This window comes from Rothia sp. P7208 (genome assembly GCF_048512915.1).
GTDB lineage: Bacteria > Actinomycetota > Actinomycetes > Actinomycetales > Micrococcaceae > Rothia.
The window spans coordinates 1-23239 of record NZ_JBLXXW010000004.1 but is presented as its reverse complement, the minus strand read 5'-3'; the positions used below and the strand labels follow the sequence as shown (position 1 = coordinate 23239).

At 48.0% G+C, this 23239-nt stretch carries 17 protein-coding genes; 14 read left to right on the top strand and 3 right to left on the bottom strand.

What is annotated here, in order from left to right; translation table 11 throughout:
* Positions 1 to 46 precede the first annotated feature (46 nt).
* Positions 47 to 985: a biotin--[acetyl-CoA-carboxylase] ligase gene (locus ACN084_RS05355; protein ID WP_419106141.1), complete on the bottom strand. Its 939-nt coding sequence runs from the start codon at positions 983 to 985 to the stop codon at positions 47 to 49.
* A 237-nt stretch (positions 986 to 1222) separates the two neighbouring features.
* On the opposite strand from ACN084_RS05355, the gene ACN084_RS05350 reads away from it, so the two are divergent.
* The 8 genes from ACN084_RS05350 to ACN084_RS05315 all read left to right on the top strand — a co-directional run bounded on the left by ACN084_RS05350 (position 1223) and on the right by ACN084_RS05315 (position 9948).
* Complete coding sequence (locus tag ACN084_RS05350; RefSeq protein WP_419102112.1) at positions 1223 to 1387, top strand: hypothetical protein; 165 nt, start codon at positions 1223 to 1225, stop codon at positions 1385 to 1387.
* Positions 1384 to 1668, top strand: a complete 285-nt coding sequence (locus ACN084_RS05345) for a YciI family protein (RefSeq protein ID WP_419102111.1) — start codon at positions 1384 to 1386, stop codon at positions 1666 to 1668. Before ACN084_RS05350 ends, ACN084_RS05345 begins: the two co-directional genes overlap by 4 nt.
* 192 nt (positions 1669 to 1860) lie before the next feature.
* Positions 1861 to 3474, top strand: coding sequence for an acyl-CoA carboxylase subunit beta (locus tag ACN084_RS05340; protein WP_419106140.1), 1614 nt, complete (start codon positions 1861 to 1863; stop codon positions 3472 to 3474).
* Between the two features lie 52 nt (positions 3475 to 3526).
* Entirely contained in the window at positions 3527 to 3820 is a 294-nt protein-coding gene (locus ACN084_RS05335; RefSeq protein WP_419106139.1) for an acyl-CoA carboxylase subunit epsilon, read from the top strand.
* 95 nt (positions 3821 to 3915) lie between these two features.
* A complete protein-coding gene (locus ACN084_RS05330; RefSeq protein WP_419106138.1) occupies positions 3916 to 5622 on the top strand; it encodes a DUF885 domain-containing protein in 1707 nt (568 codons plus the stop codon).
* Positions 5623 to 5762: 140 nt separating this feature from the next.
* A complete protein-coding gene (locus tag ACN084_RS05325; RefSeq protein ID WP_419106137.1) occupies positions 5763 to 6440 on the top strand; it encodes a Maf family protein in 678 nt (225 codons plus the stop codon).
* A gap of 155 nt (positions 6441 to 6595) precedes the next feature.
* A complete protein-coding gene (locus ACN084_RS05320) occupies positions 6596 to 8413 on the top strand; it encodes an acetyl/propionyl/methylcrotonyl-CoA carboxylase subunit alpha (protein ID WP_419106136.1) in 1818 nt (605 codons plus the stop codon).
* Between the two features lie 137 nt (positions 8414 to 8550).
* Positions 8551 to 9948 (top strand): MFS transporter, encoded by a 1398-nt coding sequence (locus tag ACN084_RS05315; RefSeq protein ID WP_419106135.1) that lies wholly within the window; start codon positions 8551 to 8553, stop codon positions 9946 to 9948.
* Positions 9949 to 10036: 88 nt separating this feature from the next.
* On the opposite strand, the gene ACN084_RS05310 is transcribed toward ACN084_RS05315, so the two are convergent.
* Positions 10037 to 11455, bottom strand: coding sequence for an NAD(P)H-quinone dehydrogenase (locus ACN084_RS05310; RefSeq protein ID WP_419106134.1), 1419 nt, complete (start codon positions 11453 to 11455; stop codon positions 10037 to 10039).
* Between the two features lie 130 nt (positions 11456 to 11585).
* On the opposite strand from ACN084_RS05310, the gene ACN084_RS05305 reads away from it, so the two are divergent.
* The 4 genes from ACN084_RS05305 to ACN084_RS05290 all read left to right on the top strand — a co-directional run bounded on the left by ACN084_RS05305 (position 11586) and on the right by ACN084_RS05290 (position 15364).
* On the top strand, positions 11586 to 12401 hold the full coding sequence (locus tag ACN084_RS05305) for a purine-nucleoside phosphorylase (RefSeq protein WP_419106213.1): 816 nt from the start codon (positions 11586 to 11588) through the stop codon (positions 12399 to 12401).
* A gap of 46 nt (positions 12402 to 12447) precedes the next feature.
* Entirely contained in the window at positions 12448 to 14166 is a 1719-nt protein-coding gene (locus ACN084_RS05300; RefSeq protein WP_419106133.1) for a phospho-sugar mutase, read from the top strand.
* Positions 14167 to 14243: 77 nt separating this feature from the next.
* Positions 14244 to 14960 (top strand): deoxyribose-phosphate aldolase, encoded by a 717-nt coding sequence (deoC, locus tag ACN084_RS05295; protein ID WP_419106132.1) that lies wholly within the window; start codon positions 14244 to 14246, stop codon positions 14958 to 14960.
* 119 nt (positions 14961 to 15079) lie between these two features.
* Complete coding sequence (locus ACN084_RS05290) at positions 15080 to 15364, top strand: hypothetical protein (protein WP_419102102.1); 285 nt, start codon at positions 15080 to 15082, stop codon at positions 15362 to 15364.
* A 111-nt stretch (positions 15365 to 15475) separates the two neighbouring features.
* Here ACN084_RS05290 and mfd read toward each other — a convergent pair whose 3' ends face one another.
* Positions 15476 to 19102 (bottom strand): transcription-repair coupling factor, encoded by a 3627-nt coding sequence (mfd, locus tag ACN084_RS05285; protein ID WP_419106131.1) that lies wholly within the window; start codon positions 19100 to 19102, stop codon positions 15476 to 15478.
* 983 nt (positions 19103 to 20085) lie between these two features.
* Here mfd and ACN084_RS05280 point away from each other — a divergent pair.
* On the top strand, positions 20086 to 20862 hold the full coding sequence (locus tag ACN084_RS05280; protein WP_419102100.1) for a hypothetical protein: 777 nt from the start codon (positions 20086 to 20088) through the stop codon (positions 20860 to 20862).
* Between the two features lie 5 nt (positions 20863 to 20867).
* On the top strand, positions 20868 to 23239 hold a 2372-nt coding region (locus ACN084_RS05275), incomplete at its 3' end, for a fibrinogen-like YCDxxxxGGGW domain-containing protein (protein WP_419106130.1).

Sequence of the window (23239 nt, the reverse complement as noted above, 5' to 3'; positions counted from 1 at the left end):
CAATGAACGGTCTCTTGTCTCAGCAATACTAAAAAAGATAGTCTTTCTATGCTCGACGCAGATGAATCACGTCGCCGACTGCATAGCTTTGGGATGCTCCGGAGTCTGTTGTGATGATGATTTCCCCATCTTCGTTAATATCTTCTGCGACACCATGTATTTTCTGCCCGTCGGGTAGCTCTATGGCAACTCGTTGACCGAGTGTAGACATTTTGGTTCGGACGCTATCCATGAGGCTAATTCCGTGTCGTTGTAAGGCAGAGGGGACGCCGTTGACACGAGCAAAATCTTCATATCGTTGAGCAAAGTTTTCGCAGAGTTTCTCGAGTCCTTCGTCAAGACTTCGCGGTGTCTGGGTTACAGCAAGAACAGAAGTTGCTGTTGGAACAGGGAAATCTTCTGGTTCAAGGTTAATGTTCATTCCGATACCAACTATTGCTGAAAGATTTTCAGCAGATTCTACCGCGATTTGAGCTAGTATTCCGCAACATTTTTTGTCGCCAATGAGCACGTCGTTAGGCCATTTGAGGTGAGCTTCAATGCCCCAAAAGTTGAGTGTGTCAATTGCAGCCAGAGCGAGGAGTACGGTGAACCAGTGGTATTGTTCGGATGCGATACGGTGAGCGGGGTTAGCGTGTGGACGAATCATCAATGATGCGCAAAGAGAGCTACCTTCAGGGGCAACCCATTCTCTATTGAGTCGGCCTTTTCCGTGCGTTTGTTGTGTTGTTGCGATCACGGAAAGTTCGCCCCATCGCCGGTTTTGTAAGGAATCCGCCGATGTTAAGAGTTCATGAGCGTAGAGGTTGGTTGAGGGAACGGTATCGAGGAGGAGAACTTGTCGGTATTGGTGGTATGGAGCGTTAGATGGGGTACGGCTTACCTCGTATTTGAGGTAGTTATCGAGGGTTTGTATCGGTACACTCATGGGTAGTGTTCTCTCTTGAAGTTGTTGAGCCTCATACGAATGAGGTTTTGAAGCCATTATTCCATAGCGTATTTTCTGATGTCTTCTACTGGCGAATGATATAAAGTCTTTTATGGTGGAGAGTACAGAGGCAAATGAGAATTCTCGGCTCTATTGTGGACCACAGTTTTGCGCATATTGTGCAGTTCGTGCGAATAAGCGAAACCGGTAAGTAAAACCCTCCCGCTCCTGAATAAATCTACTAATCAGGGGCGGGAGGGCGTTACCCCCTGACTCTAGCAAAGGAAAAATATCATGACAAGCAAACAAGTTATTGCACTATTGGCAATAATTACCGCAGTAACAGGCATTATTCTCGGCTTTCTTGGAAAGCCTTGGTACTTCCCGTTTTCTGCAGTATTCCTCTGGGTTGCCTACATGAATCTCTCGTCCAGCCGGAAACAGAAAGAAAACCAATGAGTATCTTTATCTGCACTTATAACTACGCTCCAGCAGAAGAACAAGAAAAATACCGGCCAGAGCACCGTCTATATTTAGGTTCCCTTGTTGAACAAGGAATCATTATTGCTTCTGGCCCTTATGTAGGTGGTGAAACTCCAGGGGCTATGCTGCTCTTTAACACATCTTCTGCAGATGAGGTTCATCAATATATCAGCCAAGACCCGATGTATCGTGGTGGAGCAGTGCTCTCTTATTGTGTACGCGAGTGGAACCCCGTTTTAGGTTCTTTAGGCTGCTAGTCTGACCAGCTATTACAAATAGCACGATGCCCTCAACATATTTTGTTATTTTTGTGACGAGATAAGTACTTATCGGGTATTTTCGTCTCAAGAAACATCCTATAGTTGAGGGCATCATATTATTCACCAAACTAGCTGTGCCTTAGTACGGTGACGTTAGTGAATGCCCACAGTCAAGGATGTCCCGTGTCTATGAATCACCACAGCACAGCAGAAGAATCTTCTACACACGATTTGAGTACAACTGCAGGTAAGCTCGCAGACTTCTATGATCGTCGAGAAAAAAGCTATATGCCTTCTGGACAAGAAGCAGTAGATCGTCAACATAGTCGGGGCAAAAACACCGCACGAGAACGTATTGACATACTCCTTGATGAAGGCTCTTTCGTAGAATTTGATGCTTTTGCCCGACACCGCAGCACAGCTTTCGGTATGGAGAAAAAACGCCCATTAGGTGATGGCCTCGTCTGTGGTTATGGAACAGTAGACGGTCGTCTTGTAGCAGTATATTCGCAAGACTTCACCGTATATGGAGGTTCTCTTTCACAGGTTAACGGCGAAAAAATTGTTAAAGTACAAAAATTTGCCCTCGATAACGGATGCCCAGTAGTTGGTATTAACGATGGTGGCGGAGCACGTATCCAAGAAGGTGTCGCTTCATTAGCGATGTTTGCCGACATTTTCCGTATGAATGTTCGCGCTTCAGGAGTAGTTCCCCAGATTTCTGTTATTTTAGGTCCTTGCGCCGGCGGTGCAGCCTACTCCCCTGCCTTGACAGATTACATCATCATGGTTGATAAGACCTCACACATGTTCATCACCGGACCTGACGTTATTAAAACAGTGACCGGCGAAGACGTTGATATGGAGACCCTTGGTGGGGCGCATCAGCATAACGCTGTTACAGGAACCTCAGCGTATCTTGCTGAAGATGAAGAAGACGCTTTTGACTTCGTACGAGAACTCCTCGAATTTTTACCCACAAATAATCTTTCGGAACCTCTAATAGTGGAGCACACTCAGGAAGAAGACCTCGTAGACGAAGATTATTCTTTAGACACTCTTATCCCTGACTCAGCTAACCAGCCCTATGATATGCGTACCGTTATTGAAACGGTTGTAGATGATGGCCATTTCTTGCCTCTGCAGGCGCTCTACGCACCTAATGTGATGGTTGGTTATGCCCGTATTGAGGGACGCACCGTAGGTATTGTCGCTAACCAGCCGGTACAGTTTGCTGGAACGTTGGATATTAACGCTTCGGAGAAAGCTGCACGTTTTGTTCGAACCTGCGATGCTTTTAATATTCCTGTGGTGACTTTTGTTGATGTGCCGGGGTTCTTACCGGGCAAAGATCAAGAATTCAACGGCATTATTCGCCGTGGCGCAAAACTGCTCTATGCCTACGCTGAAGCAACGGTTCCTCTGGTAACAGTCATTACGCGTAAAGCCTATGGCGGTGCCTATATTGTGATGGGTTCACGGAAGCTTGGCTCCGATATTAACCTTGCGTGGCCAACCGCGCAGATTGGCGTGATGGGTGCACAGGGTGCTGTCAATATTTTGTATCGTCGTGAGTTGGCGTCAGTCGCACAGGCTCAAGGAGATGTTGAGGCACGACGAGAAGAATTGGTATCACAATATGAACAAGAGCTGCTCAACCCTTATCAGGCGGCAGAGCTGGGCTATGTTGATGAGGTTATTGCTCCCTGCGAGACACGCATACGTCTGATTCGTGCGTTACATGCTCTTCGCGATAAACGTGAGACACAACCGGCGAAAAAGCACGGAAATATCCCCTTGTAATCGAAGTTGTACCCTGTTGGTTTTTCTGTTCTGTATATTTTTGGAGTTTATGATGGCTAGTTCTTCGCTACGTTTTGCGTTTTCTCTTGGCTCTCGTCGCTCCTCAGAGCAGCAAGAATCCCATGCAGAAGTAGAGCAAGAACCACTTTTTTCGGTCATTTCAGGTAACCCAACAGAAGAAGAACTCGCAGCCCTATCTACTGTTTTAATTGCTGTGGCTCAGTCTCATCAACAACAGCAGAAACCGTCGATGGGGCAATGGCAGCGGCGTTTATTACGTGGTCAGAGTCTAGGAGTTCGGTTACGCCCTGGCCCTGGTTCTTGGCGTCGTGCTCGCCCCATGTAGGCCCTAGAGGATTGTTCTGAGGCTCTTCCTTTTCTGAGCTTAAGATTTTGGACTGTGCTTGCCTTCACAAAAGGGTTAACGAGTAGAATGGAGGCATGTCGAAATTTGATACCATTCCTGCGGTTTACCGCCAAGAACGCCAGAGCACACCTGTAGACGCTATCGCTAATGAATATTATGAGGCAACTCTTCAGCTAGATCCATCATCTGCAACTTTAGCCGGACGTACCGGCCGTGAGACAGAATACGGTGATGTGTTCTCTCCTGAAGGTCGTGAGAAATCTATCGAGCTGATTCGTCAGACACTCACTCGTCTTGAACAAGCAACACCCGCTGATGATGTTGATAAGGTCACCATTGATGCGATGCAAGAGCGTCTCGGTCTTGAACTTGAATTGCATGAAGCAGGGTTAGGCACGTGGGAAGTCAATAACATTGCCTCTGCTTCGCAAAACATCCGCTCAATTTTTGATTTGATGAATCGTGAGACTCCTGAACATTGGGCACATATTGCAGGACGCATGAAGAATGTTCCTGCTGCAATTGACGACTATATTCGTACATTGGAAGATGCACGCGAACGTGGAAATGTTGCGGCACGTCGACAGGTCGAAATCGTCATTGAGCAAACCGATGCGTATATTGCTGAAGATGGTTTTTTCCAAAAGCTTCAAGAAGAAGTTGCACATCATGCCCCTGATTTGGCGTTGCAGGCGCAAGAAGGAGCAGACGCTGCTATTGAGGGATACCGTACCCTTAACTCTTATCTTCGTAAGACTCTTCTGCCAGTAGCCCCTATAGAAGATGCAGTAGGTATTGATCGTTACCGTTTGTATTCTCGCCAATTCCTTGGTTCAAAGATTAATATTGAGGACACCTACGCGTGGGGCGTTCAAGAGCTAGAACGTATTATTGACGAGCAGAAAGAAGTTGCTGAGCAGATTAAACCAGGTGCTTCCATCGAGGAGGCAAAGGCTGTTCTTGATGCTGACCCTAAACGCACTTTGCACGGTACTGAAGAGCTAAAAGCGTGGATGCAGAACCTCTCAGATCGTGCGGTGGAGACTCTTGCCGGCGATTATTTTGATATTGGTGGCGCCATGTGCGAGCTAGAGTGCATGATTGCTCCCACTCAAGAAGGCGGTATCTACTACACTGGTCCTTCCCCCGATTTTGAGCGCCCCGGTCGTATGTGGTGGTCTGTTCCTGAAGGAGAAGAAACTTTCGGTACATGGCGTGAGGTTTCGACGGTCTACCATGAGGGTGTGCCGGGGCATCATCTGCAGCTTTCTGTAGCAACTGCCATGTCTCAGACTCTTAACCAGTGGCGTGCTAATGGTGTTTGGGTTTCTGGTCATGGTGAAGGTTGGGCTCTTTATGCTGAGCGTTTGATGCAAGAGCTTGGCTTCTTAGAAGATCCGGGCGATCGTATGGGCATGCTTGATAATCAGCGTATGCGTGCAGCTCGCGTAGTCTTCGATATTGGTGTGCACTGTGGTCTTGAGATTCCAGACCGCTGGGTAAAGGAGCTCGGTGTTCCTGCTGGTGTCTGGGATGCAGAGAGCGGATACCAATTCCTCAAGGCAAATCTAGACCTTTCTGAGGGACAGCTGAACTTCGAATATGCTCGTTACTTAGGTTGGCCAGGTCAGGCTCCTAGCTATAAGATTGGCGAGCGCATTTGGGGTCAGTTGCGAGATAAGGCTCGGGCACGTCAAGAAGATGACCGTGATTTCCATACTCGTGTGTTGAAGCTTGGTTCGATGGGTCTTGATAGCTTGGAGAGGGCGTTGGATCTTTAAGAACGCATATGTTCTTGCGCTCTTAGATAGGTCAAGATAGTTTTTGAAGGTGCCGGTATATATCTTTTCTAAGATATTTACCGGCATCTTTTGATGTTCAGGTAGGTGTTCTTTCTGGTGTTACTTCTACACTGGTAGTTATGACTTCTTTTTCTTCGGTATCTGTTCCTGAGCCAATTTTAGTTTTAGCGTCTTCTTCTCCTGCTCGTCAGAAACTTCTTCGTGATGCGGGTCTTGATTTTCAGGTTTGTGTCTCATCAGTGGATGAGGATGCTGTTGTGGCTCGTGCTCAAAAGGATGCTGATGTTAAAGGTTTGGGTGAGCTGACTCCGGCTCAGGTTGCGTTGCTTTTAGCACGGGCTAAGGCGGAGGATGTTGCTCGTTCTTTGGATGTTCCGGGGGCTCTTGTTTTAGGGTGTGATTCTGTTTTTGAGTTAGATGGGGTTGCTTATGGTAAGCCTCATAGTGCGGATATTGCTGTTGAGCGTCTGCGGTTGTTCAGTGGTGCTTCGGGGTTGTTGCACACGGGGCATTGGTTGGTTGATACTCGTGTGGTGCAGGGGTGTTCTTCGTCTGAGTTACGTACTGCTACGGTGCATTGTGATGTTCTTTCAGATGAGCAGATTCATGAGTATGTGGCGACGGGTGAGCCGCTTGCTGTGGCTGGTTCGTTTACGATTGATGGCTTTGGGTCTGCTTTTATCCGTGGTATTGAGGGTGAGTATCACACAGTGGTGGGTTTGTCGGTGAATGCTCTTAAGGATATGTTGGCTGATTTAGGTCTTTCTATCACCGATTTTTGGACGAAAACGGCATAATTTTTCAAAAATCTTCTGTTTTTTCGGTACTATCGGCTAAGAGAAGAGCTCTGCTGACGTCATAAGAATGTAGACTTTTCTCAACCATAATCTTTATTTGTGCTTGTCGCAGAAGAATGTAGCTAACCTCTTTGGGGTGGCAAGGAGCTTTTTCATTGAGCAAAAACACCGAACGTCTACGTGGGCAGTTTGTGAGCGTACCAGGTCGTCACACAGGTTCTGTTTCTAAGGTTTTAGTGGCGAATCGTGGTGAGATTGCGGTTCGTGTTATTCGTGCTGCTGAAGATGAGGGTATCAGCACCGTTGCGGTCTATGCTGATTCTGATCGTGATGCGTTGCATGTTAAGTTAGCGACGGAGTCTTATTCTTTAGGTGGTAGCACTGCCTCAGATTCTTATCTGGTCATGGATAAGATTCTCAGTGTTGCGGAGCGTTCTGGTGCTGACGCGGTTCACCCCGGTTATGGTTTTTTGTCGGAGAATGCTGAGTTTGCTCAGCGTGTCATTGATGCGGGTTTGACATGGATTGGGCCTTCACCTGAGTCAATTACCTTGTTAGGTGATAAGGTTGCGGCCCGTCATATTGCCGATAAGGTTGGTGCCCCTCAGGTTCCTGGCACTAAAGATCCTGTATCTTCTGTGGCTGAGGTAGAGAATTTTGCTGATGAGTTCGGTCTTCCTCTAGCGATTAAAGCTGCTTTTGGCGGTGGTGGGCGCGGTATTAAAGTGGTTCGTCAGCGTGAAAAGATTGCTGAACTTTATGAGTCTGCTGTACGTGAGGCAACGGCTGCTTTTGGTCGTGGGGAGTGTTTCATTGAGCGTTTTTTGGATTCGCCACGTCACGTTGAGACGCAGTGTTTAGCTGATGCCCATGGCAATGTTGTGGTGGTGTCTACACGAGATTGTTCTTTGCAGCGTCGTAACCAAAAATTGGTGGAGGAAGCTCCAGCTCCGTTTCTTTCGGCACAGCAGCAGCAGCGTCTTTATGATTCTTCTCGCGCAATTTTGCAGGAGGCTGGTTATCAGGGTGCGGGTACGTGTGAGTTCTTGATTGGTGTGGATGGGACGATTTCCTTTTTGGAGGTTAATACTCGTTTGCAGGTGGAGCATCCTGTCTCTGAGGAGGTCTCTGGTATTGACCTTGTTCGAGAGCAGTTCCGTATTGCTCGCGGTGAGGAGCTTGGATATTCTGACCCTGTTTTGCATGGGCATTCGTTTGAGTTCCGTATTAATGGTGAAGATGCGGGTCGTTCTTTTATGCCCTCTCCCGGTACTGTTGAGAAGCTTGTGATTCCTACTGGTCCTGGTGTTCGTTGGGATTCTGGCGTTGTTGAGGGCGATGTAATTGGCGGTTCTTTTGATTCGATGCTTGCCAAGCTCATTGTTACGGGGGCGACGCGTCAGCAGGCGTTAGAGCGTTCTCGTCGTGCGTTATCTCAACTGGTAGTTGAGGGTATGCCGACTGTAACGAATTTTCATCGTGTGGTGGTTTCCGACCCAGCATTTGCACCTGAGGGTGATTCTCCTTTTAGTGTGCATACACGCTGGATTGAGACGGAGTTTAATAACACGATTGCTCCTTATGATGGGGCGGCTGGTTCTGTAGATGAGCAGAGCGAACAGCGTCATCATGTGGTGGTTGAGGTCAATGGTAAGCGTCTTGAGGTTGTTCTTCCTCAGTCTTTGGGTTCGGTTGCTAAGCCTGCGCCAACGGCCAAGAAGCGTAAAGAACGTGGGGGCTCTCGTACTGCTGCAGTTAATTCTCATGAGTTAACTTCGCCGATGCAAGGCACTATTGTCAAGGTTGCTCTTAAGGACGGGGATAAGGTTTCTGAGGGGGATCTTGTTGTTGTTTTGGAAGCGATGAAGATGGAACAGCCGATTACGGCTCATCGTTCGGGGAAGATTAGTGGTTTGAAGCTTAAGGCCGGTGATACGGTTTCAGCTGGTGCGACGATAGCTACGATTAAGTAGTTGTGTGGTGGTGTTTGGCTGATGATGTTTCACACCAGACACAATATTTCATATAATGAGATGAACGGGGTTTTATATCCTCTCACGTCCTAAAGTATTAGACCAATGATGTCTGATTCTTTCCAAGAGAGGTACCCGTGGCTACACGAACCACACCCGATACACCCAGTGCACCAACGCACCACAAAACGCCGGTTCCACGAAGTCGAGTTATTCTTGCTTCATTGATTGGAACTACCATCGAGTTCTACGACTTCTACATCTACGCAACCGCTGCTGTAGCAGTCTTCCCCGCTTTATTCTTTATCGGTGTCGATGACACTGCAAAGCTCTTAGCGTCCATGGCAACATTTGGTGCAGCATTCGTAGCACGCCCCATTGGCTCTATTATTTTCGGACATTTTGGTGACCGTATCGGACGCAAGGCCACCCTCGTTGGGGCATTATTGACCATGGGTATCGCAACGTTCCTTATCGGGTTGCTCCCCACCTACCACCAAATTGGTTTGTGGGCACCAGCAATGCTCACCATTTTGAGATTCACTCAAGGTCTTGGCCTAGGCGGTGAATGGTCTGGTGCTGCTTTGCTTGCTACCGAATATGCAGAAGAAGGCAAACGTGCACGCGCTGCCATGTGGCCACAGTTGGGAGCACCATTCGGGTTTATCTTGGCTAACGGTTTTGTCCTCTTCCTCACCACTCTCATGTCTTTTGATTCCACCGCTGATTCTTCCAATATGTCTCATACTTTCATGATGTGGGGTTGGCGTATTCCTTTTCTAGCCTCTCTCGTAATGGTTTTCATCGGACTCTATGTTCGTTTCAAGCTCGAAGAGACCCCTGTTTTTGCTCAGGCGTTGAAAAAAGATGAACGTGTTAAAGCACCTCTGGTTGAAGCTCTCAAAACTGCATGGTTACCAATGATTCAAGGAACGTTCATCATGATTGCCTGCTACGTTTTGTTCTACCTTATGACGGCGTGGATTCTCTCTTACGGAATCGGCAAGGTTGAAAAGGGCGGGTTAGGCATCTCCTATCATAATTTCCTCATGGTCCAGCTCGTATCCATCATTTTCTTCATTATCTTTATTCCAGTATCAGGATGGTGGGCAGATATTGCTGGGCGTAAACAGCAACAGCTCATCACCACTTTGCTCATGTCTCTTTACGGTTTGACGTTCTCTTTCTTCATTTCCCCCACAACTATCGGAACTGGTGAAAACGCAAACATCGTTTTGTTGACGGCCTACATGTCAGTGGGTATGGCACTGATGGGTCTATCTTTTGGTTCCATGTCTGCCTACCTTCCGGAGTTGTTCGCAACCCACGTACGTTATACCGGTTCTGGTATTGCGTACAACGCAGCATCTATTCTTGGTGCAGCGCTGACTCCTTTTGTGGCAGTCTATTTGAACTCTATTGGCGGTGTTGGGTACGTGGGTATGTATCTTAGTGGAGCGGCTTTACTTTCTGTGCTCTTCATTGCCCTTACAGGTGAAACAAAGAACCGTGATTTGCATACTATTGGGCGGTAGTATCGTAAACTGCCAGTTATAAAGGTGTGGGGTGTTACCAACTAATTGGTAACACCCCACACCTTATGTGTTCTCAATCCGTTGAAGATTAGAGGGCTTTATGAAGTTTTCGAGCAGCTTCTGAGATAGATCCTGTTAGCGAGGGGTATACGGTGAAGGTCTCTGCAAGATCATCAACGTGCAATTTTTTATCGACAGCCAACGCTAGAGGAAAAATTAGTTCAGAGGCACGAGGTCCGACCACGACACCGCCGAGAACTGTTCCAGAATGTTGGCGTGAGAAAATTTTAATGAAGCCGTCTTTGACCGCCATCATCTTTGCTCGCGGGTTTGTCGAAAGAGACAGCATAATCGTATCTGCACGATATGTTCCTTGAGCAATTTCTTTTTCGGTGATACCAACCGTGGCAATCTCTGGTGAGGTAAAAATATTTGCTGCAACTTGGTGAGTACGCAACGGTTTGACGACGTCACCCATCATATGTGCCATAGCGATTCGCCCTTGCATCGCAGCAACAGAAGCTAACGGGTAAACTCCTGTACAATCGCCTGCCGCGTAGATACTAGAGATGTTAGTACGTGATACTTTGTCGACGATGATATGTCCACTTTGACGGGTTTTAACCCCTGCTTTCTCTAACCCCAAATCTTCGGTATTAGGGATAGACCCAACGGCGATGAGGCAATGTGTTCCTTGAACTTTTCGTCCGTCTGCTAGAGAGACGATTACTTTTGTTCCGTCCTCTGAATAATTGACGGCTTGCGCTCGTGAACGTGGGATAACTTTGACCCCTCTGCGGTCAAAAACGTTTTCGAGGACTTCTGCTGCGTCTTCGTCCTCTCCAGGTAGTACGCGGTCTCGAGAAGAGATGAGGGTGACATGTGAGCCGAGACGGTTGTAGGCAGAAGCAAATTCCGCGCCGGTGACTCCTGAGCCGACGACAATTAGCTCTTCGGGGAGTTCTTTGAGCGAGTATAGTTGCGTCCAGTTGAGGATGCGTTCTCCGTCTGGTTTTGCTGTTGGCAGTTCTCGCGGGTGGGTTCCAACAGCAAGGAGGATAAACTCTGCTCGTAATTCGTAGCTTAGCCCGTTACTTTCACGGACTTCTACAGTGTATTGGTCTTTAAGTTTTCCTGTGCCTTCAATGATAGTGACGCCAGCACGTTCTAATGAGCGTTTAATATCTGCTGATTGTTGTTGTGCTAGATGTAGGAGTCGTTCGTTGACAGTTTTGAGGTCGACGTAGGGTTTTCCTGTTGTTTTCCCTTCAGAAAAGCAGATTCCGAGGTCTGCTGTTTCGTCAAGGGATGCCATAATATCGGCTGAGGCAATCAGGGTTTTTGAGGGAACGACATCGGTGAGTACGGCGGAGCCGCCAAATCCTTGTCGTTCGATGAGTGTTACCTGCGCGCCGAGGGAGGACGCTACAAGTGCGGCTTCGTACCCGCCGGGGCCTCCGCCGAGAATGATAATAGTGCGTGATGCGTAATCTGTTGTATGAGTCACCCTTCTATTGTGATGGAGAAGATAATTTCGTTCAAACTCTTACGCCTTTTTCGCACACTTTTCCCACCTTTGAATGCAATTTTGATAGGTTAGCATTGTGATACATGAGAAAAGTACTTTAACGTCGACTCTGCCTACTTCTTCGCCAGAGCACCCCGCACATATCCTTGCACAACAAAGCGCTACTCGCATCAGTGAGCTGACCGGAGTTGCTCAACATGATATTGCGCTTACCCTTGGTTCTGGTTGGGGTGCAGCTGCTGACCTCATTGGAGAAACAACGCACACTATCTCAGCAGCAGAGCTTCCCGGTTTTCACGCTTCTGGTGTTGCAGGGCATGCTGGAACAATTTCTTCTATTTTGACCCCTTCTGGCCAGCGTGCTCTTGTTATCGGCGCTAGAACGCACTATTACGAAGGTCGTGGTGTAGACGCTGTTGTTCATGGCGTACGGTGTGCAGCAGCTGCCGGTGTCAAGACAATGATTCTGACCAACGGTTGTGGCGGTCTCAACCCATCATATTCAGCGGGTATGCCAGTTCTTATCAGCGACCACATTAACGCTACGGCAACCTCTCCCCTATCGGGCGCTCACTTTGTTGATTTAACCGACCTGTATTCTCCTCGTATTCGTGCTATCGCACAAGATATTGATCCGTCCTTACAAGAAGGTGTTTATTATCAAGCGCCCGGACCTCATTATGAGACCCCTGCAGAGATTCGTATGATGCGCACCATGGGAGCTGACTTGGTAGGTATGTCGACAGCCTTAGAAGCTATTGCTGCTCGCGCTGAAGGCCTAGAAGTCTGCGGTATTTCATTGGTGACGAATATGGCTGCTGGTATCCAAGAAACTGCGTTGAACCATGAAGAAGTGATTCAAGCTGGTATTGATGCCGGACCTCGTATTTCGCGTTTGCTTGCCGATATCATTGCAAAAATTTAATTCTTATCCACCTGATTCCGTACTCATTTTTCTAAGGATTTTTTAGATGGCTCAGTCCTCTGACGTATTAGTTCAAGCTGAACATTGGCTTAGCATTGACCCCGATGCTGCAACACGTAAAGAGCTTGAAACACTACTATCACAGGCCCGTGATGGTGATACTCAAGCTACCGCAGATCTTGCCGAGCGGTTTAGTGGCACTTTGCAGTTTGGTACTGCCGGGTTAAGAGCTGCTTTAGGTGCTGGCCCAATGCGCATGAATCGTGTTGTGGTACGCCGCGCTGCAGCTGGTCTTGCCGCATACGTCACTAGACGTTCAGCTCAAGAGCAATGGTCTGGCATCACCGCTGTTGTTGGCTATGACGCACGTTATAATTCGGATATTTTTGCTGAAGAGACCGCCGCAATTTTTACGGCAGCCGGTATCCGCACGCTCTTGATGCCGTCAGCTCTACCAACACCTGTATTAGCGTGGGCTTGCCGTAAATTTAATGCTGAGGTTGGTGTCATGGTCACCGCTTCTCATAACCCACCTGAAGATAACGGTTATAAGGTATATCTTGGCGGTCAAGCTGTTGCTGAGCACGGCCGTGGCGCACAGATTGTTCCTCCCTATGATGCAGATATTGCTGAAGCAATTGCTCACATCGTTGATGAAGAAATTGTTTTAGCAGAACAAGGTTGGGAAGTTCTCGATCAGAACATCGCCTCAGAGTACGTTGAAACGATCGCTGGCATAGAACCTTCAGAGCCTAGCGATTTACGTATCGTGTATACGGCGATGCATGGTGTCGGCGGGCAGACCGTTCTTTCCGTCCTCAACGACGCAGGTTTTAGTGAAGTATTTCCTGTGCAAGAACAATTTGTTCCTGATCCTGATTTCCCAACGGTGTCTTTCCCCAACCCCGAAGAACCAGGCGCTTTAGATTTGGCTTTTGCTTTAGCTCAGCAGAAAGACGCTGATCTTATTATTGCCAATGACCCAGACGCAGACCGTGCATCTTTCGCGGTGTACGACCCCCACCAAAATGCTTGGCGTCAGCTTCGCGGAGATGAGGTTGGCTCACTTTTGGGTGTGGCGATGGTTGAGAAACTCGCCAAAACACCAGAAGGCACTACGAACGCTACGTTTGCGAACTCGATTGTGTCTTCTCGTCAGCTAAGCGCAATTGCTCAATCTTACGGAGTCCGTCATTATCAGACCCTCACCGGTTTCAAGTGGATTGCTCGCATTGAGGGCCTTAGCTATGGTTATGAGGAAGCTATCGGCTATAGCGTTGCCCCAGAATTAGTTAAAGATAAAGACGGTATCTCAGCAGCACTTGTTGTGGCTCGCTATGCACACCGTCTCAAAGAACAAGGTTCTTCCTTGATTGAGGTTCTTGACCGCATCGCCCAAGAACACGGCGTATACGCTACCGATCAGATTTCAATTCGTGTTGAAGACCTTAGCCGTATCGGCCAGATGATGAGTGCTTTACGCACCACGGCTCCTAGCGCTTTGGGAGATTCTCCCGTGAACGCTCATGCTGACTTAGCAGAAGGGTACGAAGGTCTTCCTCCTACCGACGGTTTATTGTTCTTGAGTGAAGACAATTCACGAGTTATTGTTCGCCCATCGGGTACAGAGCCTAAGCTCAAATGCTATGTTGAGGTTATTGTTCCTGTCTCTGAAGAAGATGGTGCGCTCGTGGTAGCGCGTCAACAGGCGCAAGAACGTCTAGAACGTATTGCGCATACGATGAAGATTGCTTTAGGCGTCTAGAATTATTTATTTTTGGGTTTCGTATTGTCCTCTTGCAGTGGCGTGCCCCATATTTTACGGTCATGGAGAATATTTAGATGAATACACCTACCGCTGGTAGCTCAGCAGCTCAGTTAAGTCCTGATGAGCTAGCACAGATGATTGATCACACGATTCTTGCTTCTTCTGCAACAGAAGAACAGGTTCGTTCACTCTGCGCACAAGCTCGTGAATACGGTTTCGCATCAGTATGCGCAAACCCTGTATGGGCTAGCGTCCTCTCCGAGGAGTTAGCCGGTTCCTCGGCGGTTCCTTGCGTTGTGGTTGGATTCCCTCTAGGCGCATCTGCCCCAGAGGTAAAGGCTTTTGAAACGCAGACAGCTGTAGCAGCCGGTGCACGTGAAGTTGATATGGTCATTAATATTGCTCATGCTCTGAGCGGGAATCGTCAGGCTTTAGTCGAGGATATTCATGCTGTGGTTCAGGCAGCTCATGCCGGTGATGCAATTGTTAAGGTCATTATTGAGACGTCTGAGCTCAATGATGAGCAGAAAATCCTTGCTTGTGAAGCTGCCATCGAAGCTGGCGCTGATTTTGTGAAGACTTCCACTGGTTTCTCTTCAGCAGGTGCAACGGTTGAGGACATCGCATTGATGCGACAAACAGTTGGTGCCGAGATGGGAGTTAAAGCCTCTGGTGGTATTCGTACACGTGAGCAGGCTCTTGCCATGATTGATGCCGGTGCTACTCGTATTGGGGCATCTCAAGGTATTGCTATTATTGGTGCGGCAGATGTAGTTGAGAGCTCTTATTAATCTTTAAGAGGTGTAGAAAACTTAGGCACACAATGTGCATAAGTTTTCTACACCATCTATACTGAGGTTTAACTCCTTATACATATCGTTCGCTTCTGCATTGAGAAAGACGTTTTTCTATGTCACACTACCAGCACGACTACCATAAAGAATCTAGTGGACAATCTGGCCCACAGTTCTCTGGTCAAGGGCATCACCTTGAAAATATCAGTATCTTCTTGGTCTTCTTTGTCATCTTTTTGTCCGGCCTATGGTGCTTAAATACGTTCCCTGATGGTGGCTCATTCTGGTTTGCATTAGGAACCCTGATTCTTGGTAGTATCTGGGGTGTTGTTTTCCATGTTTTACCGTCGAAAACGAACACCGCGCAGCGTACTAGTAGCACTGATTTAACCCAGCTCTAATTTTTGTGGAGGAGTCTACAATTGCTCCTCAACAAAGCGGTGGGGTCATAAGAATTTTTCTTATGCCCCCACCGCTTTTTGTTTGAAGTGTTATACCCTGCAGGATATGCCTTATTGTGGATCGATAATGACTTTCAAGAAGTTCTGCACCCACTCAATCAATGGACGGTCACTGAGGTCTTGACCACCAATACGTGCAGTCTTAGGCCGTGGAAGAAGAATCTGGGAATGTGCACTCTCTGGAATCTTCCGGTAGGTCGCTTCAGGGTACATACGTCCTAAGCGCATATGACGAGATTCTGGAAGATCATCGACCGGATAGAAACGAACTTTTGTTCCCATCACCATAATTTCTTGAACGCCCAAAGAACGAGCATAAATACGCAATGACGCCACCAAAAGAAGATTTTCTACTGGCTCAGGAAGATCACCATAACGGTCTTTAAGTTCTTCTCGGATGTCGTTGAGCTCATCTTCGCTTTCAGCTTGCGCAATTTGCCGATATCCGGCAAGGCGCAAACGCTCAGAAGAAATATATTCGTGAGGGAAATGTGCGTTGACTGGAATATCAACTTTGACTTCAAGGCTCTTTTCTTCTTCACATTGAGAACGGAATTGAGAAATAGCTTCGCCAACCAAACGAAGATATAAATCGAACCCGACTCCTGCGATATGTCCAGATTGTTCTCCGCCCAGAAGGTTTCCTGCACCTCGAAGTTCGAGATCTTTCATCGCTAGTTGCATACCAGAACCAAGCTCGTTATGTGTAGCCACGGCTTTAAGACGTTCTAGCGCTACCGTTCCAAGGAGCTTTTCTGGAGGATACAAGAAGTAAGCGTATGCTCGTTCGCGTCCTCTACCGACTCGTCCACGTAGCTGGTGTAGCTGAGAGAGCCCATAGTTTTGCGCTTGATCAACGATCAGGGTATTCGCATTGGAGATATCTAGACCGGTTTCGACGATAGTAGTACAAACGAGTACGTCAAATTTTCGTTCCCAGAAATCAACAATAATTTGTTCTAGTCTGCTTTCACTCATACGACCGTGAGCTATAGCGATACGTGCGTCGGGAACAAGTTCTTGTAGTTCTCGTGCCACGGATTCGATAGTAGAAACCCTATTGTGTACGAAGAAAACTTGTCCTTCTCGCATAATTTCACGACGAATAGCTGCCGTGATTTGTTGGTTGGTGCGAGCGCCCACATAGGTAAGAACGGGGTGTCGTTCTTCTGGTGCTGTGGCTAGGGTGGAAGTCTCTCGAATACCGGTAAGTGACATTTCTAGGGTTCGAGGAATCGGCGTTGCTGACATGGCTAAGACGTCAACGTCTGTTCTAAGTTGTTTGAGTTTTTCTTTGTGTTCTACACCGAAACGTTGTTCTTCGTCGATGATGATGAGTCCAAGGTCTTTGAACTCAACGTTTTGTGAAAATAGTCGGTGTGTTCCGATGATGATATCAGCGGTACCTTGCGAAATTTCTTCTAAGGCTTCTTTAGTTTCTTTTGTTTTTTGGAATCGGGAGAGGACACGGATACGTACGGGGAATCCAGAGAATCGTTGTGAGAATGTTTCGTAGTGTTGTTGTGCTAGGAGTGTGGTGGGGACGAGTACTGCCACTTGTTTTCCGTCTTGTACTGCTTTGAATGCTGCACGAACGGCGATTTCTGTTTTTCCGTATCCGACGTCTCCGCAGATGAGACGATCCATAGGGATGTCGCGTTCCATATCTGCTTTGACGTCGTTGATGGCAGAGAGTTGGTCTGGTGTCTCATTGTAGGGGAAGGCTTCTTCGAGTTCACGTTGCCATGGGGTATCGGGGCTGAAGGCATATCCTTTTGAGGCTTGTCGTGCAGAATATAGTTTGATGAGGTCTGCGGCAATCTCTTTAACAGCTTTTCGTGCGCGACTTTTGGTTTTTGCCCAGTCAGAGCCTCCCATTTTAGATAATGTTGGTGCTTCTGAACCGACGTAGTGAGAGACTTGGTCGAGTTGATCAGCGGGAACGAAGAGTCTGTCTTTGGGGCCTCCCCTCTTGGATGGGGCGTATTCGAGGACAAGGTATTCTTTGGAGGCTTTGTGTTGTGCGTTGTGGGGTGTTCCGGTGATGGGGCGCTGTATCATTTCGATAAATTGCCCAATACCGTGTTGTTCGTGAACGACGTAGTCTCCGGTTTTGAGGGCAAGCGGGTCTACAGCATTTTTTCGGCGTCTGGTGGGTAGTTTAGTGTTTCCGCTACGGGAGATGATGTAGTTGCTTGTTCGTCCGAGAATATCAGCTTCCGTGAGGAAACCAATTTTGGCGTCGTCGAGCATGAATCCTTTCCCTGTTTGGGCGGTGGTTAGCTCAACGATTCCGGGTTCGGGGATGTTTTCTAAGCTGTCGATGCGTGCAGCGGGAATATCAGCTTGGTGGAGTACTTCTATTAGACGGTTCAGAGGCCCGTTACCGGCGGTGACGGCGACGAGACGCCATCCTTCTCGTACTTTTTGTTGAAGTTCTTTGAGGAGTTCTTCAACTTTGCCGGCGTAGGAGTGTGGTTCTCTGGCGTTGAAGGTGACGGAGTCGACGTCGTTTTCGATGGCGTCGTCGATACCTAGTGCGGTCATGGACCACCAGGAGCAGTGGTTTTCGTGTGCGTGTTGGCGCACTTGTTGCAGGCTTTGGAATGATCCTTCGTTAAAATCTTCTCGATATTGTCCAACGTCTAGGGGTGCTTTGTCGGTGTGGTTGTCGTTGGATTCTGCGGCGCTGTCCCATGCTGCGTGGAGAAATTCGTCGTTGGTAGCGACTAGGTCTCTGGCTCGTGTGCGTATTTTTTCTGGTTCGAGGAGGATTGCAATGGAGTGTGCTGGTAGGACTTCTATGAAGGTGGTCATTTTTTCGACGAGCAGTGGGGTGAGCGATTCCATGCCTTCAACGTAGATTCCTCCCGCAATTTTTTCGAGCATGGTTCGTGCACCGGGGAAGTCTTTTTGTAGCTTTGCGGCTTTGCTCATCACCTCGGGGGTGATGAGTAGTTCTCGGCATGGTGGTGCGTAGAGTGTTTGGGGGTGTTCTTTTGAGGTGATGGTTCTTTGGTCTGCGACGGAGAACCATCGGATGTTTTCGATTTCGTCGCCGAAGAATTCTATACGGGCGGGGTGTTCTGCGGTGGGTGAGAAGAGGTCTATCATTCCACCGCGTACGGCGTATTCTCCTCGTTTGGAAACGAGGTCTACGCGTGAGTAGGCAGCATTTTGTAGGGCTTTGATGACGTCGTCGAAGTTTTGTTCTTCTCCGCAGCGGAGGGTAACTGGCTCCATTTTTTCGAGCCCATCGACGATGGGTTGGATGATGGATCGGATGGGGGCAACGATGACTTGAGGTGTTGTTGTCTTAAGTTTTCGTAGGAGGCTGAGTCTCTCTCCGACGGTGTCACTTCGAGGTGAGAGTCTTTCGTGAGGGAGCGTTTCCCATGCAGGGAAAAGAGCAATCTTTTCTGGCGCGAGGAAGGATTCTAGGGCTAGGCGTGTGTCTTCGGCTTCTCGTTCTGTTGCGGTGATAACGAGGGTGGTTGCTTGAGGAGTTGTTTTTTGGAGGTTGGTTGCGATGTGTGCGATGAGTGGGGGGCGTGCGCCGTCAACGGTACCGATGGCCAGTTCTGAGGTTCGTTTTTCGGGGTTTTGTGCCGCGTATTCTCCGATACGCGCGAAAGTTGGTTCTGTTTCAAGAAGTAGGGTGAGTCCCGTGAGGCTCATTGGAGCTTCTTTCTGCTGTTTAGTGTGGATTTAAGCTGTTTATTATTATCGCATAGGAGGACCGCTGTTGCAGGGGTGATTTTAGGTGTTATTTTTCTCGTAACTGAGCGGTGACGTGCTCAGATATATTTTGTATATGGGGCATGGATAATATTTTTTCTTTGGGTTGTATTACTAATTATTTTTATTGTTATTTTTTATTGTGTATTTATTTTCTTGGTATGACGTGCTTTTTTATTGAAAAGTCTTGTGTTGTGTCTTCCATGGGATATTTTATTCCTACGGGGAGACGCTATGCGCCGTGGTGTTTAGGCAGAATGAGATTTTCTAGGTTACTCATTGGTAATGCTTCCTGTTGTTGAGGTTTTGAGAGCTCAGAGCAGGACGCATGGGCTCCCCTGTTGTTAGAGGGGATTCTTGATGCGTTGCATCGATAAAGGCGTGGTTTCTAAGGCGTTTTAGCTGTTCTTGAGCTGTTGAAACAGGCTGCCGGCTCTTCTTCTTACTATTGAGGTGAGGTCTCCGAGGGGTTTTATGGGAATCTTTATCGAGGGACTTACGTAAGACACGATTCGTATTTTTTGTTTGGTAAAAACCTACCTTTTAGCTATTATCTTCCTCACGAAAAAATATCCAACACCTATACCCTTGAGCGTCTTTTTATTTCATATTAGCCACATAGTGTCTACTATATATTGTTCATTTTTGAACACCGGTGATATTTTTGAACGACGTAAAGGATTTTTCAACCTTTACACATTGCACAGGTACATTTATGGGTACAAAATAATTCCAATTTTTCCCGAGTTCACTCTATAGAATAAAAAAAGTTTGCAGACCCCTCAGCAAACACTCGCATCACTCGCAAAAAACCACGCCACTTAGTGCACGCACTAAGAAAACCTATGCTGTCTACCCTTTTAGAGGCTTTAATGCATCGAGCACATAAAACACCTCTGCCTAGACTAATATCTAAGCAGCTTATGGGAGCGTCACTCGTTCCCCTCCTTCTACTCACCGGATGCTCTAGTGAACAGCCAGACTCAAAAAGCGAGTCATCATCACAAAAGCAACACGAGACGTCAACAGACAGCTCTGCTGCTGCATCCACATCTCAGAATCCCACAACTCTAGCTCACCAAGACGCCTCAGCACGTTCAACACAACAGCCGGCGAGTACAGAGCAAAAACATAAGGAGCCTGAGCAAAAGCTAGAAGAAAACTATGCTGGAGCAGAGTCACTTCAGAACTCTAAAGAAGTGCAACCTTCAGAAGAACACGTTGCCGAGACAGAAAAGCTCTACACCTCCTACCAAAACGTGCTCTCAAACATTGGGACAGTCGCACCAACTGAACCAGCAGAAGAAGATTCTGCACGAAGCGGAGAAGACAGCGCACCAGCAACAACAGTAACTCTCGACCAAGCCACTGAAGAGAAAATTACCTCTGTTGCAACAGGAAGCGCCGCTGAAAGCTTTATTGCCGCAGCCGAAGAGTTCGCAAATAATCAATGGACTCAAGAAGGCACAGCAAAGGTCGTCGGCACTCCCAAAATAGCTGACGGTACATACAACGACCAGCCAGCAAAAATACTTCAGGTCTGCCTTGACTCCTCACAAGTTAAGGTCAAAAACGCTGCAGGTGACGTCATTAACAACACCTCAGCACCTGAACGATCACTCAACATTTTCACTTTGATACAAGATAACGGTCAGTGGAAAATCGCATCTCACGATTTCCCTAACAACCCAGATTGCTAAAGGCTATGAAGAAGAAAACACTATCCCAAGCACTTTTAGCTTCTGTCGCAACCGTAGCTCTTGGGCTATCGTTCTTACCTACCACCTCGGCACAGGCGGAGAACACTAAAGATGGCTCATCCAGCGACAAGGCAGCAGCATCGTGCTACGAAATCAAACAAAATAACTCCCGTTCACGTTCCGGAACATACTGGCTTTATACCCCAGAGATGGATGCTCCAGAGCAGTTCTACTGCGACCAAGAAACCAATGGTGGCGGATGGGTCCTCATCGGACGAGGACGTGAAGGCTGGACAGAGCAATACGCTGGACAAGGAGACCCCCAACAGCTAGCGACAAACCCTGACGGCACTGACGCCTTCTCCCCCGTTCAGCTTCCCTCACTCACCATTGACGCACTCCTTAACGGACAGGCCCCTAGTGACCTCTCAGATGGCGTACGATTCCGTCGTAGCACCAACACTGAAGGAACCAAATGGCAGGAGCTTACTGCTCAACGAGCTCAAGCTAAAAACTGGACTTGGGCACTCCAAGCAACCGCAAACTGGGAAAATATCAAGTTTGATAACCCATCTTGGACCGATTGGAACCGGTTCTACTATCACTCTCTAGGACGTATCGGAACTTTTAACACCCGATACAATGTCCTTCGTTTCAGCACCTCTAAAGACTTCAACTGGAAACTCGGATTCCAGTTTGGTCCTCGCGTGTATGGAAACACCAGCCCTAACTCCTACCTATGGTCACCCAATGGGTCCTACGCAGTACCATTCACTCAGGTTTATCTCCGCCCGAAGCTCACCCAAGCTGATTTGAACCTTCCCTCTATTCCTGATACTGGTGCAGTAGCTTCTGAGAAGAGAGAGCTACCTAATAGCTACTCCTCTGCCATGAAGTGGCGCACTTCAGAAGCAACTGGTACCGGTAATGACTCCGAGATGAACACTTATGTTCAGGCCATCACACAGGTCGGTGACACTGTATTCACTGGTGGCGACTTCAAAAATGTTGTCAGTGCGCGTGGCGAGACAGTCAACCAGCCCTTCATCGCCGGTTACAACGTTAAAACTGCTGAACTAGTACGTTCCTTCGTACCTAAGCTCAACGGTCAGGTTAAAGCTCTTGAGGCTTTACCTAACGGCACCTTAGCTGTTGGCGGAGAGTTCACTGAAGTAAACGGAGAAAAAGTTGACGGTTTTGTCATTCTCAACCCCGTTACTGGCAAAATTGATCGCACCTACGACTGGCATATTCAAAACCGCCTGTCCTCCGGCGTAACCACCGTCAAAACTATTCAAGCAAAGAATGGTTACCTCTACATCGGCGGTATCTTTACCCATGTTAAGGGCTCTGGTTCTTCTGCTTATGCTTATTCTCGTAGTGCTGCACGTTTCAATCTCGAGACCGGTGCAGTTGATTGGAAGTGGCGCCCAAACTTTAACGGCACTGTTAACGGTATTAGCGCTGCTGACGATAACTCTGCAGTCTACGCAGCAGGTTACTTCTCAACCCTCGGTTCAGAACGTACCTGGAAACTTGCAGCTATTGATTACGTCAACGGTACCCGTAAACAAGATTGGAACTGGCGTCTGTCCTACACTAAAGGAAGCCGTAAAAATGCAGGTTTCCAATTCGATGTGCAGGACGCCAATGACTCAGTATGGGCCGGTGGCGCAGAACATCTTGTTTCACAATACAACAAGAGCGATTTATCGCGTCGCACTGCTGCTATCACTAAATCTGGTGGTGATTTCCAAGACCTTTACAAGAGTGGCAACGTCATCTATGCATCATGCCACTGTGGAGACTGGATTTATGAAGGCGCACAGACTCATGACAGCCCATGGGATGAGTCAAAGAACATCCACATGCAGCGTCTTGTTAACGCTTTTGACGCAAACACAGGAGCTGTCCTTCCTGAATTCAACCCCATCATTAGCGGTGCTAGCGGATACGGCATCTGGGAATCTTTCGTAGACTCCACAGGCGTTCTGTGGGTCGGAGGTGACATCAACCGAAGCGCAGGTGCTTCCGGCGTTCAGCAAACTGTTGGTTTCGCTCGCTACGCACCCCGTGACGTAACTCCTCCAGCAACCCCAGCAAACCTCTCTGTTACCACCCGCAACGGTCAGGATATCCTCACCTGGGATAGCAAGACTAACGGAAAAACCACGTACCAGATTCTTCGCGATGACCGAGTGATCGCAACTGTTGGTCTCGGCGTTACTACCTACGAAGTAGAACATGCTGATAACGCTCGCTACTTCGTGCGTTCTGTTGACGCAGCTGGAAACTATTCAGCCTCAACTCCAGTTGCACTTGCAGGACTCGGCAATGGCGCGGTTGACCCTGAGAAGCCAGAGCCTGTTGACCCTGA

Coding starts and splice junctions, on each gene's coding strand:
- ACN084_RS05290 (WP_419102102.1), top strand. CDS start 15,080: ATGTCACACTACCAGCACGACTACCATAAAGAATCTAGTGGACAATCT.
- ACN084_RS05355 (WP_419106141.1), bottom strand. CDS start 985: ATGGCTTCAAAACCTCATTCGTATGAGGCTCAACAACTTCAAGAGAGA.
- ACN084_RS05340 (WP_419106140.1), top strand. CDS start 1,861: ATGAATCACCACAGCACAGCAGAAGAATCTTCTACACACGATTTGAGT.
- ACN084_RS05335 (WP_419106139.1), top strand. CDS start 3,527: ATGGCTAGTTCTTCGCTACGTTTTGCGTTTTCTCTTGGCTCTCGTCGC.
- ACN084_RS05330 (WP_419106138.1), top strand. CDS start 3,916: ATGTCGAAATTTGATACCATTCCTGCGGTTTACCGCCAAGAACGCCAG.
- ACN084_RS05345 (WP_419102111.1), top strand. CDS start 1,384: ATGAGTATCTTTATCTGCACTTATAACTACGCTCCAGCAGAAGAACAA.
- ACN084_RS05350 (WP_419102112.1), top strand. CDS start 1,223: ATGACAAGCAAACAAGTTATTGCACTATTGGCAATAATTACCGCAGTA.
- ACN084_RS05280 (WP_419102100.1), top strand. CDS start 20,086: ATGGGAGCGTCACTCGTTCCCCTCCTTCTACTCACCGGATGCTCTAGT.
- deoC (WP_419106132.1), top strand. CDS start 14,244: ATGAATACACCTACCGCTGGTAGCTCAGCAGCTCAGTTAAGTCCTGAT.
- mfd (WP_419106131.1), bottom strand. CDS start 19,102: ATGAGCCTCACGGGACTCACCCTACTTCTTGAAACAGAACCAACTTTC.
- ACN084_RS05325 (WP_419106137.1), top strand. CDS start 5,763: ATGACTTCTTTTTCTTCGGTATCTGTTCCTGAGCCAATTTTAGTTTTA.
- ACN084_RS05300 (WP_419106133.1), top strand. CDS start 12,448: ATGGCTCAGTCCTCTGACGTATTAGTTCAAGCTGAACATTGGCTTAGC.